General features: G+C 52.8%; 13 protein-coding genes. 2 read left to right on the forward strand and 11 right to left on the reverse strand.

Annotated features, from left to right (window positions below; all coding sequences use genetic code 11):
- Positions 1-61: 61 nt before the first annotated feature.
- The 7 genes from SD69_RS17460 to doeB2 all read right to left on the reverse strand — a co-directional run bounded on the left by SD69_RS17460 (position 62) and on the right by doeB2 (position 8885).
- Positions 62-526 (reverse strand): hypothetical protein, encoded by a 465-nt coding sequence (locus SD69_RS17460; RefSeq protein ID WP_052481319.1) that lies wholly within the window; start codon positions 524-526, stop codon positions 62-64.
- A gap of 73 nt (positions 527-599) precedes the next feature.
- Positions 600-2090, reverse strand: a complete 1491-nt coding sequence (locus SD69_RS17465; RefSeq protein ID WP_052481320.1) for a glycoside hydrolase 5 family protein — start codon at positions 2088-2090, stop codon at positions 600-602.
- Between the two features lie 97 nt (positions 2091-2187).
- Positions 2188-3630, reverse strand: coding sequence for a sensor domain-containing diguanylate cyclase (locus SD69_RS17470; RefSeq protein WP_041524236.1), 1443 nt, complete (start codon positions 3628-3630; stop codon positions 2188-2190).
- 81 nt (positions 3631-3711) lie between these two features.
- Positions 3712-5073: an aldehyde dehydrogenase family protein gene (locus tag SD69_RS17475; RefSeq protein ID WP_041524237.1), complete on the reverse strand. Its 1362-nt coding sequence runs from the start codon at positions 5071-5073 to the stop codon at positions 3712-3714.
- 7 nt (positions 5074-5080) lie between these two features.
- Positions 5081-6382 carry an ectoine hydrolase gene (doeA, locus tag SD69_RS17480; RefSeq protein ID WP_041524238.1) on the reverse strand — a complete coding sequence of 434 codons (1302 nt, stop codon included), beginning with the start codon at positions 6380-6382 and terminating at the stop codon, positions 5081-5083.
- A complete protein-coding gene (locus SD69_RS17485) occupies positions 6379-7653 on the reverse strand; it encodes an aspartate aminotransferase family protein (protein WP_041524239.1) in 1275 nt (424 codons plus the stop codon). The genes doeA and SD69_RS17485 overlap by 4 nt, the downstream gene beginning before the upstream one ends.
- A gap of 65 nt (positions 7654-7718) precedes the next feature.
- Complete coding sequence (gene doeB2, locus SD69_RS17490) at positions 7719-8885, reverse strand: N(2)-acetyl-L-2,4-diaminobutanoate deacetylase DoeB2 (protein ID WP_041524240.1); 1167 nt, start codon at positions 8883-8885, stop codon at positions 7719-7721.
- 343 nt (positions 8886-9228) lie between these two features.
- Here doeB2 and SD69_RS17495 point away from each other — a divergent pair, with 343 nt between their 5' ends.
- Positions 9229-10254 (forward strand): sulfite exporter TauE/SafE family protein, encoded by a 1026-nt coding sequence (locus SD69_RS17495; RefSeq protein ID WP_041524241.1) that lies wholly within the window; start codon positions 9229-9231, stop codon positions 10252-10254.
- 70 nt (positions 10255-10324) lie between these two features.
- On the opposite strand, the gene SD69_RS17500 is transcribed toward SD69_RS17495, so the two are convergent.
- Positions 10325-12319, reverse strand: a complete 1995-nt coding sequence (locus SD69_RS17500; protein ID WP_041524242.1) for a PKD domain-containing protein — start codon at positions 12317-12319, stop codon at positions 10325-10327.
- Between the two features lie 246 nt (positions 12320-12565).
- Complete coding sequence (locus tag SD69_RS17505) at positions 12566-13006, reverse strand: response regulator (RefSeq protein ID WP_052481422.1); 441 nt, start codon at positions 13004-13006, stop codon at positions 12566-12568.
- Positions 13007-13222: 216 nt separating this feature from the next.
- On the opposite strand from SD69_RS17505, the gene SD69_RS17510 reads away from it, so the two are divergent.
- Positions 13223-13909, forward strand: a complete 687-nt coding sequence (locus SD69_RS17510; protein ID WP_041524243.1) for an XRE family transcriptional regulator — start codon at positions 13223-13225, stop codon at positions 13907-13909.
- Positions 13910-14338: 429 nt separating this feature from the next.
- Here SD69_RS17510 and SD69_RS18625 read toward each other — a convergent pair whose 3' ends face one another.
- Positions 14339-14791 (reverse strand): transposase, encoded by a 453-nt coding sequence (locus SD69_RS18625; protein ID WP_232301235.1) that lies wholly within the window; start codon positions 14789-14791, stop codon positions 14339-14341.
- A gap of 125 nt (positions 14792-14916) precedes the next feature.
- Positions 14917-15177 (reverse strand): hypothetical protein, encoded by a 261-nt coding sequence (locus SD69_RS17520; protein ID WP_041524245.1) that lies wholly within the window; start codon positions 15175-15177, stop codon positions 14917-14919.
- Positions 15178-15375: the final 198 nt, after the last annotated feature.

A 15375-nucleotide genomic window follows, 5' to 3' on the forward strand; every position in this document is an offset into this window, starting at 1 on the left:
CGATCTCCGGGATCTGGGGGGATAGAAACCGCGCCAGTATACTCAGGCCCGCCGTTAAAGCCTACTCCTCGAGGTTATCCAAAGGCAGGGTGGCACGCTCGGCAAACGCGGCAATGTCCGACTCGGTCGCACTTTCTTTGCATTCGCCGCGCAACCACTGCTGCTGCATATTCAGGCGAAAATCCAGCTCCATATAACCTTCGCGGCAATAGCCGGTAGCCGCCACCACATAAGCGGTGCGGCGTTGTAGCTTTTCATAATCGCGCCGGTCGGGCACATAACGCGGCGCCCGCACCAGTGTGCCGGGAGCTATTTGCGCCGCCTGCCCTACCCGGTACATAAACTGCTTACTCTGATTGGGTAAAACCTGAATACTCAGAATTTGCGGCACATTGCCGTACGAGGGCACCGACGAGCAGCCGAGCAGCCCCACCACAGACAGGCCAACTAACAGCCACGCAGCGGGGGCACAACGCAGGCGCGTAGCGCGCCTTAGCAGGGGATAACTGATTATCTTATTTCGCATAAAAGGCTTAGGGTGAGATAAACAACCGTAACCCTAAGCCATTTTAATTAACGCAACAAGGCTATTGCACTACTTAGGGCAGCACCACCTCGGCAATATTAGAAGGCGCCGACTCACCGCTTTCATTAACGGCAATGACCCGATAGTAATAGGTCTGCCCCGGCACGAGCGTATCGGTATCGCGAAATAGCGTTTGTTCGTAAGGTCGATATTCCTGGATCCCATCCGACACATCGTCGCCAATCACGTGCCAGGGGCCAGCGACATTAACTGCCCGCTCGATGCGATAACTGCGCCCCACGGGCGCCCCCGTAAAATCAATGCGCGTGCGCGGATCGGCAATAGGGCGCAATATCGGCGGCTCGGGTGCGGGTAGCGGCAATGCCACATCCAGCCCCGCCATTTGCGCTTGCGCCTTGCGCACCAGCTCGACCACTTTACGCTCCTCGTTTGGCTCCCCTTCGGGGAAGCCCGGAATATGGTAGCTGTAGTGCCCGGTGTACTCTTTGTGCCAATAAAAGCCACCGTTGTGGCGATGCCCACGAAAACCCCAAATAAACGCCCCGGCGGCACGAGCCCCATCATGCTCCGTGTGTACCGCCGCCTGCATAATTGCATCCAGGCCTTCGGCATCACGCAAACCAAACTCACCAATTAGGTAGACTTTTTTACCATCGATGGCCTGCAAGTCTTGTCGTACCTGTTCGGGATTATTGTTGTCGTTAGTGGTGTAGAAATGGTTCGAGATAATATCGACGTTGGGGTCATCCAGTGAGAATTTATTAACCTTTAAGTAAGTCCCGTCAATCACCAAGTGATTGCTATCGAGCTGCTTTATCAAAGCGGCGGTTTTGCGCACAAAAGGCTCAGTAGAGTCTTTTAACTCGTTACCGGTCTCCCACGCCATAATGGCTTTTTCATCTTTATAAACGCGGCCGGTAATGGTGTTGGTGCGATTGATTACCTGTCGGATAATATCCTGATATGCCGCGTAAGTTTTGCTGTTGGTATCGTAAAAATCATCGGCACTCTCACCGTAAAAAGCCGCCAATTGTTCGCGCCCACCCCACCACTTCCAGTGATCGATAAAGGGTAAAATTAACCGCAGCCCGTACTGCTCTGAGAGCGCAATCATACGGTCATAGTGCACCATCGCCACCTCATTTAAACGCGGCATAGCGCCCGGCTCGGCAGGCGGTAAAATATGGGTCTCGCGGCCACACTCAGCATCGGACGGCGTTGCCACCGATAACACATACACCCGCATCGCCCGGTGGCCACTTTTAACCAGCGATTTAATCCAGTTGGTTTGCTCGTCGGCCGTAGGCCAACGAAAGTACTGCCCCCAGCCACGCGGGTCCGCCGCGCAGGTGCCACGTGCATCATCTTCTATACGATGCAGCTCGGGGGCGTGAATACCGGCAAAACGAAACTCCTGCGCACCTTCTAGCAGGCGATGCCCGTCGCGCGTAATAAACTCGTCAAAGGCGTGTCCGGGAAGGGCAATAAGGCAAAGCGAGGCAGATAACAATAAGCGCGACAGCGCTGACGGCAGCAGGGTCATGGCAACTCCTAGTGTTTATAATGCCCCCAAGCTTAGCAGCTACCAAGCAAAATGTAACCCGTTACATGCTGCATTTGCTTTTATTCAACAATCTTAACTATGGCAGCGTGCACACCCGGTTGCGGCCTTCGCGTTTGGCGCTGTATAGCGCACGGTCGACCCGATCCACCAAGGCGTTAAGGGACTCCTCGGAGTGCTGCACGGTGACGCCCAGGCTGACACTGGTGCGCACCACATCGCGCCCAAAGCGAAACTCGTGGGCTTCGACCGCCACACGAATCGACTCGGCCACCTTGGCCGCTCGCTCAAGGTCACAATCCTCCAGTAGCAGCAAAAACTCCTCCCCGCCCCAACGACACAGGGTATCGGTATCGCGCACACAGGCCAGCACAATAGCCGAGACAGTACGTATCACCTCGTCGCCACTTTGATGACCATAGGTATCATTAATGTTTTTAAAATGGTCCAAATCCAGGCTCACTAAAGCCACGCTTGTTTGACGGCGGCGCGCACTTTTTACCGCACGGCTAAAAATAATATCAAACACTTGGCGGCTGGCCGCGCCCGTCAGTTTATCTTGCGTGGCCATTTGCTCTAACCGGCGCTGGTAGCCTCGCAGCGTAAAGTACGCTGTTAACAGCACAATAACGGTAATCACGAGTGACACCAGCACGTTAATAATGAGGGCCCGCTCGATCCGCTGCGCCGCCGGGTCATTCACCTGCTCGACAATCAAGTACCAATCAAACTCAGGCACTAAGCGACTGTTTAAATAAATTTTATTACCGTCTTTGGCGTTGTAGCTTACCGACGCACTGGGGCTGGTCAGGATGCGCACAAATAAACGATCGAGCCCGTCTTTATTTTTTAAGCGCATAGCGTCGTTAAAACCACTGCCGTGCAGTGTTACTTCGCCCTCGCGATCGACAAAGTAGACCTTGCGGCCATAACGCGCTTGGTAATCTTCTATCAGCTCCATCACCGATGCCACCGATAAACCCACACCGGTAACGCCCAGTAATTCACCTTGCTCATCGAGTACTCGATAGTTAACAAAAATACTCAGGCGCGATCGGTCAGCGGTATCATTATCGACATTTATCTCATACTCAGACGAGAGCTCACGACTGCGAAAGTACCAGGCATCGTCCGGATTCTCAGCGTCGACTTGCTTCAGCACGCCTCGCGGGTGGTAATAGTTACGGGTGCGATCGGAGACAAAAAACGCGGTAATGGTGTTGTATTTTTGCTGTATTCGCGCGAGGTACTCGGCAATATCCTGCGGGTCTTGTTCACCTTCGCTCACCCATCGGCTGACAAAAGTATCGTGGGCCATCAGCGATGAAATCAGTAATGGCTGCAACAAATCACGCTGTATCTCGGAGTAGATATTGTCGCTGGTCAGCGGCAACATTTGTTCTTGTAACTGCGTGGCCACCGAGTCTTTGGCCACAAAGTAACTCACCAAACTCGTCGCTAAAAATCCCGCGACCAACAGTAAGCAAAGGGCCGAAACAAAAAATAATTTGCGTTGTACCATCAAAAAGGTCCGGATAAGGGGGTGGCCGCGGCACCTAAAACGACAAATGATACCACAGTCACACTCCCCTTTAGCACCTCGCTAAGCTACCCACACCTGCTTTGCGTTTACAAACTCGCGGATGCCATGAGGCCCAAGCTCGCGGCCGTAACCCGAACGCTTAATGCCACCACTGGGTAGCCGCGGGTCGGTTTTAACGATGCCATTAATTGCCACTTGCCCGGCGTTTAGCTGGGCAGCTGCCTGCTGAGCTTTGTCTGTGTCGGCCATCCATAGCGCGGCACCTAAACCGTACTCTGTATCGTTGGCGATACTCACCGCTTGCGCCAAATCTGCCACAGGCGCCACGGCCATCACCGGCCCAAAGGTTTCCTCACGAAAAGCACACATCTCAGAGGTGACATCTGCCAGCAAAGTGACCGGATAAAAATAGCCCTCGCCGGCGGGCAGCTCTCCGCCGAGCAAACAGCGCGCACCGGCATTGACCGTTTCGCTCACTTGCCGGTGGAGGTTTTGCCGTAAGTCATCCCGGGCGATGGGCCCAATATCGGTAGACTCCAAATTCGGGTCTCCCAGCGTTAAAGCCGCCAGCCGGGTGCGCAACATCTCGGTAAACTCGGCATAAACACTTTGCTCGACCAAAATACGCTTGGCCGCAATGCACGACTGCCCCGCATTGATAATGCGCGACAGTACGGCAACATCAGCCGCCCGCTCTAAATCGGCGTCGGCCATCACGATGCACGGGTCCGAGCCGCCCAACTCCAGCACCGAGGGTTTTATCTCGCTACCGGCTACTGCGGCCACTTTAGCGCCTGCACCGGCCGAGCCGGTAAAGGATACCGCCGCTATGCGCGGATCGCGGATCGCAGCCTCTACCTGAGGCGTTTCGATTGGCAGGTTCACCATGATATTGGCGGGCGCGCCGGCGGCGGCAAACGCATCGGCAATAGCTTGCGCGCTGGCGGGCACATTCGGGTCGTGTTTCATGACGCAGGTGTTGCCTGCCATCAGGGCCGGCGCCAAATAGCGAAACGCCAACCACAAAGGTGCATTCCAGGGCAGAATTCCTAACAGGGTGCCCAGTGGCTGGTAACGTACATAACTATGGCTGGCGTCAGAGGGCAGCGTTTCTGCGGTTAAAAACGCCTCGGCGTTCTCGGCGTAAAACTCAGCGCACGTTGCGGCCTTCTCCACCTCGGGGCCACCTTCTTTCACAGGCTTTCCCATTTCGTCAGCCATCAGCTTGGCAATCGCGGGCTTTTGCTCGCGCAATTTTTTTGCCACCGCACGCAACACGTCGGCGCGCTCGGCAAAGCTGGTAGCCTGCCAGGAGGCAAAAGCCGCGCTGGCTTCACCGATTCGCGCTTGCATCGCCTCGGCATCAAGCGCTGGGTAATCGGCGATTTTTTCTCCGGTGTATGGATTTGTTGCTGTCAGCATAAATACCTCACGGATTGTCTTGTTTAGCAGCGTCGGTATCGCTGCCTTGGTCTTTAGGTGCTGATTTATCTTTGCCTTTTTCGGAGGCCGCCGTGTTTTTACTTTTGCGCGAGCTCGATAGTTGCGCCACCGAGCCGGCACCATGCTCAGGCTTTACAGTAAAATCCTGATCCATACTAAAAAACGACTCGCATCCCTCGGACGTAATATGAATCGTATCGGAGATACCACAGGTTTTATCGCCATCCACGCCCCACATCCAGGGGATAATATGAAAGGTCATGCCCTCTTGCAAAATAGCGGACTCGCCTTGCTTTAAACTGACGATATAACCTTCATCCCAACTGGGCGGAAACGCGATACCAATGGAGTAACCCGAGCGCGTAATTAGCCGAGCCCCTATGTCGTTATCAGAAATAATATTACGCACAATATTGTCCGCATCCGATACAGTCATGCCCGGCTGGAAATAATCATGCACCGCAGCCAGCGCCTGCTTCATTCGCTCTTGCGCCTTGTACATAGAGTCAGACAAATTCCCCATAACAACAGTGCGCATCATGGCGGTGTGATAACGACGATAGCAACCGCCCACTTCCAAAAACACATGCTCGCCAGGCTGCACTGTGCGCCCTTCCCACGTGGCGTGACCAATCATGGAACGCGGCCCTGAGGTTACGTAAGGCATAACAGCCGGTGGCTCGCCGCCAGCGCGAAACATACCAGCACTAATAGCCGCGCCAATTTCGTTTTCGGTCGCGCCGGCTTCACAGGCTGCGATCCCCGCCTGCATCCCCGCTTCGGTAGCGGTTGCCGCACGGCGCATCAGTTCAATTTCAACCGGCGACTTGCAAATGCGGCCCTGCTCGACAATACCAAAACAATCAAGCAGTTTACCGTCGGTTAATGTCGTGTGAATGCAATCTTGCTGATAGGCCGGGAAGAAATAGCTGTTGCGCTCATAACCGATGCGTTTATCGGCCAAACCAAACGAGCGCAAGGCATCCACCAACATCTGAATAGCATCGCCCGTGTCAGGATAGGGGCGCGTGCGCTCTACCCAGGTTCGGGCAATGATATTAGACTCTTCCATGGCCCGGGTAATCATAAAAGGCTCGTCTTCGAGCGGCACCACTAACGCCTGAAAAAATGAATAACCGGTGGTTTGGTAATCGGTTAAGTACATAATATTTTCAGGGTCGGTAATCACCACCGCATCTAAGTGACGCTGCTGAATACGGTTGCGCAACTCGCTTAAGCGCCGCTCGTACTCTTCAAACGGAAAGGTCATATCATCGCGTTGTCTCATGCGGCGGCCTCCATCACTTTTTGGGTGTGAGCGACAAACGTCTCTAACCCTTTTTGCAAATCGTCATCGGGAATGGTTAGCGGCGGAATAAGTTTAACCACACGCCCACCCGAACCGCAGGCGGCTACTAGCAAGCCATCGGCAAAACAGGCGCTGACAATGGCTTTAGCCCGCTCACCTGTGCCAACATCGACGCCTAATATCATGCCTTTGCCGCGCACCTGAACCCCGGCAAAGCTTTGCTCTAGCGGCGCAACCGCGGACAGCATTGTTTTGGCTTTGGTCTTTACCTCTTGCATAAAGCTATCGTCTTCAAAATAACTCAGCGCCTCGGCACCGGCGACAAAACTTAAGTTTTGTCCGCGAAACGTACCGGTGTGCTCACCGGGGCTCCAGTGTTTATCGACATCAGGCTTAACTAAATTCATGGCCATTGGCGTGCCCCAACCACCGAGACCTTTGGCTAGGCAAATCACATCCGGGTCAAGCTCGAGCTCATCAAAACTAAAGTAACTGCCAGTGCGACCGCAGCCGGCCTGAATATCATCAATAATAAAGAGGGCGCCGACCTCTTTGGCTAGTGCCTGTAAATCTTGCAGCCATTGTTTATCGGCAACGTTTACTCCACCCTCGGCCTGAATGGTTTCCACCATAAAAGCCGCCGGCGGCAGCACACCACTAGAGCCATCGCGATACAGCGCACGCAACTCATCAATGGTGCCGGCACCATTACTTAGCGGATTGTCGTCGGTGAATTTCTCGGCGCCAAACGGGTAATGCGACACATGATTGAGTGGCACACCAGCGGCTCCGCGAAAGGCTTGGTTTGCGGTACAGGCGAGCGCGCCCAACGTCATGCCGTGAAACCCGTGGGTAAAGGCAACAATATCAGTGCGACCGGTAGCGCGACGGGCAATTTTTAGCGCCGCCTCGACCGAGTTAGTACCGGTGGGCCCCATAAACTGCATTTTGTGGGGCATGCCACGCGGCTCGAGGATCGTTTTAGTAAAACGCTCCATAAAACGACGCTTAGCTGTACTGTGCATATCCAAACTGTGGGTCACGCCATCGGCACTGATATAATCAATCACAGCCTTTTTCATGCGCTCGTTGTTGTGACCAAAATTTAACACCCCAGCACCGGCAAAAAAATCAATGTACTCATTGCCTTGATCATCCGTCTGTCGTGCGTTACTCGCCTTATCAAATACCACTGGGTATACGCGGCAGTAGCCTCTTATTTCGGATTCGCGCTGTTCAAATATGCTCATACTCGTCTCCTTAACAGTGCCTTAGCACAACATGCCGGCTTTTTACCGGCGATAACAAAACTCACTTACGGCAGTGGCGCCCCCACTAACCTTGAATACAGGCGCACCACAGGTTCCAGTAAGCGATCATTAAAATCATAGTGAGGACTGTGACAAGGGTCTGCGTGACCCATTCCGTCATCGGCGCCAATCAAAGCAAACGCACCGGGAATTTCTTGCAGGTAATAACTAAAATCTTCCGAGGCCATGATAGGTAAACGAGTGCGCGTATCCAGCGCCTCTTCACCCTGCAACGCGCACCAACTATCGCGCACAGCCTGCGAAGCCGCCGCGTGGTTAATGGTAGGGTTGTAACGCGGGGTTATCTCTACCTCACACTCGACACCAAAGCTCGCCGCCGTGTGCTGCGCGATCTCGGTAATAAGCTGGTTTACCGTATCGCGTGCATCTGTGTCCGAGACGCGAATACTGCCACCGATAACCGCCGTTTGCGGAATTACCGTGGCTGCGGCGCGAGCATCGATGGAGGTAACACTCACCACGCAGGTTTGCTGCGGCGCCAAACGGCGACTTACAACCTGCTGTAAAGCCAGGGTAATGGCGCTGGCGGCTAACACCGGATCGCGGCATAACTCGGGCTGGCTAGCGTGCCCACCCTTGCCCTTTACCGTAATGTTAAACGTGCCGTTGCCACACATCACGATGCCATCGGGGCAAACCAGCTTGCCATAATCAATCGCCGGCCAATTATGCCAACCGTATATGCAATCTATCCCCTCAAGCGCGCCATCGGCAATCATTTGGCGGGCGCCGTGGCCGCCTTCTTCGGCAGGCTGAAACAGAAGCGTAACCGGCCCGGGCAATTGCGACTCAACGTGCTTTAACCAAGCCGCTGTCGCCATCAAGGCGGCCGTGTGACCATCGTGGCCGCAGGCATGCATACAACCCGGCACTTGCGATTGCCAGTCAAGCGAGGTTTGCTCGTGAATGGGCAGTGCATCAATATCCCCGCGCAGAGCCACCGAAGGCACATCCGTTTTGTCGCCACCAGCGTTTAGCCAGGCGACGGTGCCAGTGCCGGCACAGCTGCGCCAGGGGATGTCGAGCCGGTCGAGCTCAGCGCGTATGCGTTGGGCGGTGTTAAATTCTTGCCAGCCAAGCTCTGGCTGGGTATGCAACTCGTGGCGCAATTGCTGCGCAAATGTCAGAGTCTGCTGCCAATACGTCGACATAGGCCTCCCGTTGGAACCTGCCCGATTTAAGGCAACCGGACAATTAAACGCACTGAAATGTGCGCACTTTACCTAACAGACTGTTGAAAAAGCCCGCCAGAGACAAGCGCTAAACTCACGCCCTCTGTCATACTAGTTGCTACGCAAAGGTTGTTCCAACCGGACCGCCCCCCTTAATGCCTCGCACGTCGCAAAGTGTAAGAACAAACTACACACAACAAGGGCGACCTGTGTAAATCTGACAAGCAATACCCAGCTTAGGTGCCTACCGCAGCAACTTCACGTATCATAGCCCGCCATAACGACAACCTCTTTACACGTCGCCCGGAGCACTCAGCCCATCATGTCGATACAACCCAAACCGCGCCGCCACCTATGGGTTTGGCTACTGTGGCTCGCTATTTTTTACGGGGTATGGCTGTACTTGATTCAGGCCCCCGGCGCCTGGGAGGCCGCAAAAGGGCACTGGCCCATCGCGCTGGCTATGGCGATTGGCAGCTATGCCGCAGGCTCCACCCCCATGGGGGGCGGCACCGTGGGCTTCCCGGTACTGGTACTACTGTTTGATTTGCCGGCCAGCCTCGGGCGCGATTTTAGTTTTGCGGTGCAATCCATCGGTATGGTGAGTGCCAGTATTTTTATCTTCGCCCGGTGCCAACCGCTGGCGTGGCCCATTTTAAAAGGCGCCATGCTAGGGGCACTGATCGGCACCCCCATTGGTATTGTGTTTATCGCCCCTCTTGTAGCCGACCTGTGGATTAAAATAATTTTTGCCGTCATCTGGGGTAGCTTTGGCCTACTACACCTATACCGCATCGACGAAATCGCCGGCCACACCGGCATGACCGACTTTAACGAGCGCTGGGATATTCGCTTAGGCTTGATGTTGGGACTGATGTCCAGCGCACTGGCCGTATCCGTGACAGGCGTCGGCATCGATATGGTGATTTACGCTGCCCTGGTACTGCTGTGCCGCGCCGATTTAAAAATCGCCATTCCCACATCGGTGGTGATTATGGCCATGAACTCCGTTTACGGCGTGATCATTAAAAGTGCATTGGGCAGCTGGCAAGAAGGAGTATACGAGAACTGGCTAGCCGCCGCCCCCGTGGTTGCCCTGGGAGCCCCGCTGGGCGTGTTTATCGTCGGGCTGATCGGCCGCAAACCGACCCTGTTAGTGGTGGCAGCACTGTGTGTCGGGCAATTTGTGTGGACGTGTTTTTCAGAGTACAGCGCCCTTGGCTGGCTTGGCGTGATAGGCGCAATTGCAGCGGTTGGCGTTTGCCTGCTTGGCTTTGAGCGGCTGCGCGCCTGGGGCGCGGTATTGGTGGGTGAGTCGGAACCTGCCACTAAATCGAGCGACCCATAAAAAACGGCCGCCCTTAGGCCGCCGTTTTTTATGTTGACTAAAGCGGCTAACGCCACCGAGCCAAACGCCTTTAAAAACTACTGCTACTTACAACCACTTTATCGCCGCTTTTCGCATCGATCGCAATTAACTGCTGGCGAAACTTCTGGCCACCCACCACATAGATAATTCCGGTTTCTTCGCTATACACCATATCCTTGGCGCTGTTGGTTTTGTTGAATACATTGTCGATCAACAAGGTGCGTGTACCGTCAGCCAAGTTCACCTGAATTAAATCATTTTCAATGTTGGTCATCACGTAGGCCATCCCTCTGGATTGATCTACCACCAACCCCCGAGCGGTCTCCAGTGGCGTAGGGCCAAAAGACACTTCCGCGCCCTCCGAGATACTCATTACCGCTGGCGACTCACCGGTACCCACGCTCACCAAATCAACGGTATCAACCTGGTTCAGCGCCACCAAAAAGCGATCAAAGGTTGCGTCGTAGTTTACCCGTGCCGGTGTTGCAAACTCGGTACTGGGCGCCTCATTACGCAACACCACACTCGCCTCGTTAGTCTCTGGGTTAACGCTTAACAGAGTGTTGGTACCAGAGTCAGTCACATACAAATTTTGGTCTGTATGCAGGTACAGACTACTTGGAACCGTTAATGGCGCATCCTCTGGGAACCCCGTCAATGGCATAGAGACACGCATACCCGAATCCAGTGCCACCTGGTAAATGGAGCCTACCGGATTAGGACGCTCTCCATTTTCATCCGGCTCCGGCAATGTGCGCGACGCAAGGTAGAACTGGCCCCGCGCCTCATCAAACACCATATCGTCGTACTTTTGCGCAACATCGCCCTGAGATGGGTCGCTAAAATCTGTCACGGCGGAATCGCGTGTACCGCGACGTAAATCCACATTCATAACTTTCACGTCAGTAGCCAAGTCGCCCGCCGTCAACACCCACGCCGAACGACTGTCAGGCGCCAATTCAATAGCGGTAGACTGCACCCAACTCTCGCCAGACCCTACGATGCCATTGGCATTAAACACAAGCTCAGACTGCGCGTAGCCTGCACGCCCCTCAGAGTCTAAGGCGGTAACGGTGACTTTAGCTTCTGCCACGCCCTCGGGCAGTAGCACATCTTCTGCTCGCCAGCTGCCGTCGTCTTCGAGTGTTGCGTTAACCGAGGCTACGCCTGCATTTACCAACACCTCGGTTACATCGGACTCCCCGGTCGCCATCGCCATGCCGAACACCGTCATGCTATTTTGGCCGGTTAGCGCCTTGGCTGGCGGAAAGTCCACTTGCACCACAGGAGCGTCCTCATTGGTTAGTACAAGCGTGGTTGTATCAGAACTTTGCGCACCGTCATTATCAGTAACCGTTAACATAAACTCCAGGCGAGCCTCCTGCTCAAAAGCCGGCACGGTAAAGCTCGCTGATTTGTCAGTACTGCCCTCTATAGCCACCGACTCTCCGCCTACCTGCTCCCACAAATAGCTTTCTATTTCACCATCTGGGTCGTAAGTGGTCGCGGTCAAATCTACCGACTGCACATGACTTAACGAGCGAAGCCCTCCTAGCTCCACCACCGGTGCCCGATTTACGCGATTAACCACCACCGTGGCGCTATCACTGACTGACGCACCGCCATCGTCCTTGGCGGTAGCCTCGAACAACATCTCGGCGCTTGCTAGGCTGCCGGTGCTCGGCGCTCGAAAAGTAATCGCCCCAGCGCTCCCTTCAACTACATCAAACGGAACACGCGGACCGGACACCTGACGCCAGGTAATGCTTTGTACTTCGCCATCGCTATCGCTCGCCGTCGCGGCCAACTGAACTTGCTCGCCGGCATTGACGGTAATCGATTCACCCGCCTCGACCACCGGTGCACTGTTACCTGCAGGTACCGAGCTACTAGAGCTGCTGGTAACCGAACTTAAGCTGGAAGAGCTACTGGCTACCGGGCCAGAGTCGTTGTCATCACTGCCGCCGCAACCGGCCAGCGCTATCGCCGCCGCGAGTGCGGTAAATTTCATTGCCCCAAGGTGTGCTGCCATTTTCGCGTTCATTCCGTTTACTCCTATAGTTTTTGTCTGGAGGGGCTTAAGCAGATAACGTGCCAGCAAATAATAACTATAATTATCAATGGCTTGGGGGATTTATTCTACAGAAGCAAGCAGCTATAATTAGAAAAACAGGTGAGGGTTTTGCCAAGTTTACATTTTAATGAAGGAAGGATTAGCGATAAGAAAAGATAAAAACAATTTAATCTGGCGAGCGCTCATTTAATAACGACGCCAGTACTATCGCGAAGGTTAATGCTTTGCCAGTAAGGCGGTTTCCAGCCAGTACGATTTAATCAAAGACATAACTCTTACCAGCTCATCAAAGCTCGTCGGCTTGGTAAAAAAGGTATTACTGCCAAGCTGGTAGGTGTTATTAACATCCTGCTCACTACTGGAAGTGGTGAACACGACAATCGGGATGTGCCTTAAGGTATCGTCTTGTTTAATCTGGCGCAGCGCTTCACGGCCATCCATGCGAGGCATGTTTAAATCGAGCAAAATCAAACCTGGCACCGGGTCAGGCGCCTTGAGCCGATCCATCAACTCCTGACCATCATTAACAAATACTACGTCACCGGCGAGCACACCATTTTCTTCCAGCGCATCCCGTATAAGTAATTGGTCGTCGACATCATCTTCGGCTATGATCAACCCACGGTTTTGCCGCCATGCCAATGTTGTTGTGCTCATAAATAGGGTCCAATAGTCGCCCGGCGAGTACATCGAGGGGGTGAGTAGACACACCTGTGGATGAAGTTAAGCATCAGTCCTTGTATGCTTGGGATTGGTTATTGCTCTTAACGGGCAAGCGCGACTGTGATTTTTATTCTCAAATCACTCTGGCCGACGATATTAGCAATCTAATATTGCGGTTGCAATAGGCACCCTTTAATTTTGTATTACCCTATGAACAAGAATGTATTAGCCAACGAGCGCATTAGTCAGCTGCGGGATATGCTCGGTCTCTCACAGAGCGAGTTTTCGAGTCATATCGGAATTACTCAAGGCGCCTTGTCTCAGCTTGAGGCCCGAAAGTCCAAGCTTTCCATGTCTACCATCAACGCCATTCACCACGCCTTTAACGTCAACTGCAACTGGCTAGTCTCCGGCGAAGGTAAAATTTTTCTGGTCGATGCCAATGGCAACATGTCTACCGCCGAGGATTCCAGCCATTCGAACTCGTTGATCCCAATGGTCAATAGGGACGCGCACGCCGGCTACATCGAACAGTGCAACGACCCCGACTTTATTAAAACGCTGGGGGTTTACAAAATCCCCGGATTTGAAAGTGGACAGTATCGACTGTTTGAGACCGAAGGCGACAGCATGGAGCCCGCCATTTACGCCGGCGAGATAGTGATTACCGAACACCTGAGCACAGGCAGTACATTTACTGACGGATCGCTCGCCGTCGTCATCGCCGAAGATGGCATCGTTGTAAAACGCATTTACGCCGGCCCAACGAACAAACTCACGCTAAAAAGCGACAACCCTGCCTACAAGCCATACACACTTAAACTGGAGGACATCAGCCAGATCTGGCTGATAAAATCCAAAATCACCCATCACTTTAATGGCGCGGACCCGCTATAACGACACCTAGAGCCTCAGTGGAGTCGCGAACCTCAGGGTCAGTTCTTGCCACGGCAAACTTACAAATGAGTCGCCCTACTCGCTTTTCAGCAGATAAAAAACCCGGCATACGCCGGGTTAAAGTCAATTTTATTCCGCGGAATCTATTTCCAACTGGTCATCTTATGACCTTTAACCGCGTAAAACAGAATGTACAAAGTAGGAATTCTGGGGACAATTTACCTAACTCTAGGCTTCGGGCCCGGCTTTTTCCTTTGAAGATCACGGTAAGTGGGTGACTCCAGTCTGCTTATAAAGCTTTGATCACCTGAAGGGCGTCCTGAAGAGGTGTATTTTTCGATGAGTTCATCTTTATCGCTTTCAGCACCAAGATATTGCCGCCAATTCGAAACCCTCCCCAACATCGGTGCCGTTGTCACCACCAGATCATCACACTTCGATAAGTAAGTACGCTCTCGTACTCGACCACGGATATTCACTCTCGTGAGACACCATCCTCGCACGCACAGGATTTAGCTCAATATAACGATACACCGTAAATAGATAAGTTTCAGAGTCTACCAGTGTCGATTTATACCTGCCTTCCCAGAGAGTACCGCTACGAGTATAGGTATGGTTAAAATACTGAACATATCTCCGCCCCAGAGCTTGCGTCATTCGACTGATCCCACCCTTATCTCTAGGTGTTGCCAACAGATACACATGATTGGTCATCAATACAAAGGCATGAATGGCTACATCATAGTGCTCTGCCGCTTTTTTCAGATGGAAGAGGTAAGTCGTATAATCCTGGCCAAAAACGAAACAGGCGTCTCTATTATTTCCGCTCTGAATAACGTGTTGTGCACAACCAGGCAGATATGGACGACGAAGACGGGGCATTTGCTCCTCCTTGAACAAATCAATTTCCTAACCCTAGAAATATAAAATAACCAAACCACTCTCAAAAATCAGCGACTCTGCCCCTATTGATGCAATGATCCGCTTTTAAAGTATGGGTGTTCTATTTATTGTTCATCTACCCAATACTCTGACAGTGATTTAGATGCTGTATTTAAAACAGCCATTAAAGCACTCATCGAAAACTCAGGTTTGAAATCTGAATTTACATACTGAGTAAAGAATACTACTTTCATATTCTCTATTCCTTCATCCATCGTGATTTGAAAAACTTGTTCGGACCTGTATTCAACTTGAGCTGTCATCTGCTCATAATCGACACCACTAAAGAAAAAAATTTCAAAATTAGGAAATCCATCAATCTTCATACCTACCTCTCTTGAAACCCTGAAAATGAGCCGTTCTTGTTAAAAAGCGCCTGCATCCCGTTGGAGGAACATAGAACATAGTGGAGGAACATAGGGTCAGGAGGAACATTGGGTCATATATGGTCCGCCCCGTATTGCAAGATAAAATGTCTCGTAATCGTAAAAAGGTTGCTTCCATATATCCGGCCTTTGGATGAG

This window comes from Gilvimarinus agarilyticus, assembly GCF_000832015.1.
GTDB classification, from domain to species: domain Bacteria; phylum Pseudomonadota; class Gammaproteobacteria; order Pseudomonadales; family Cellvibrionaceae; genus Gilvimarinus; species Gilvimarinus agarilyticus.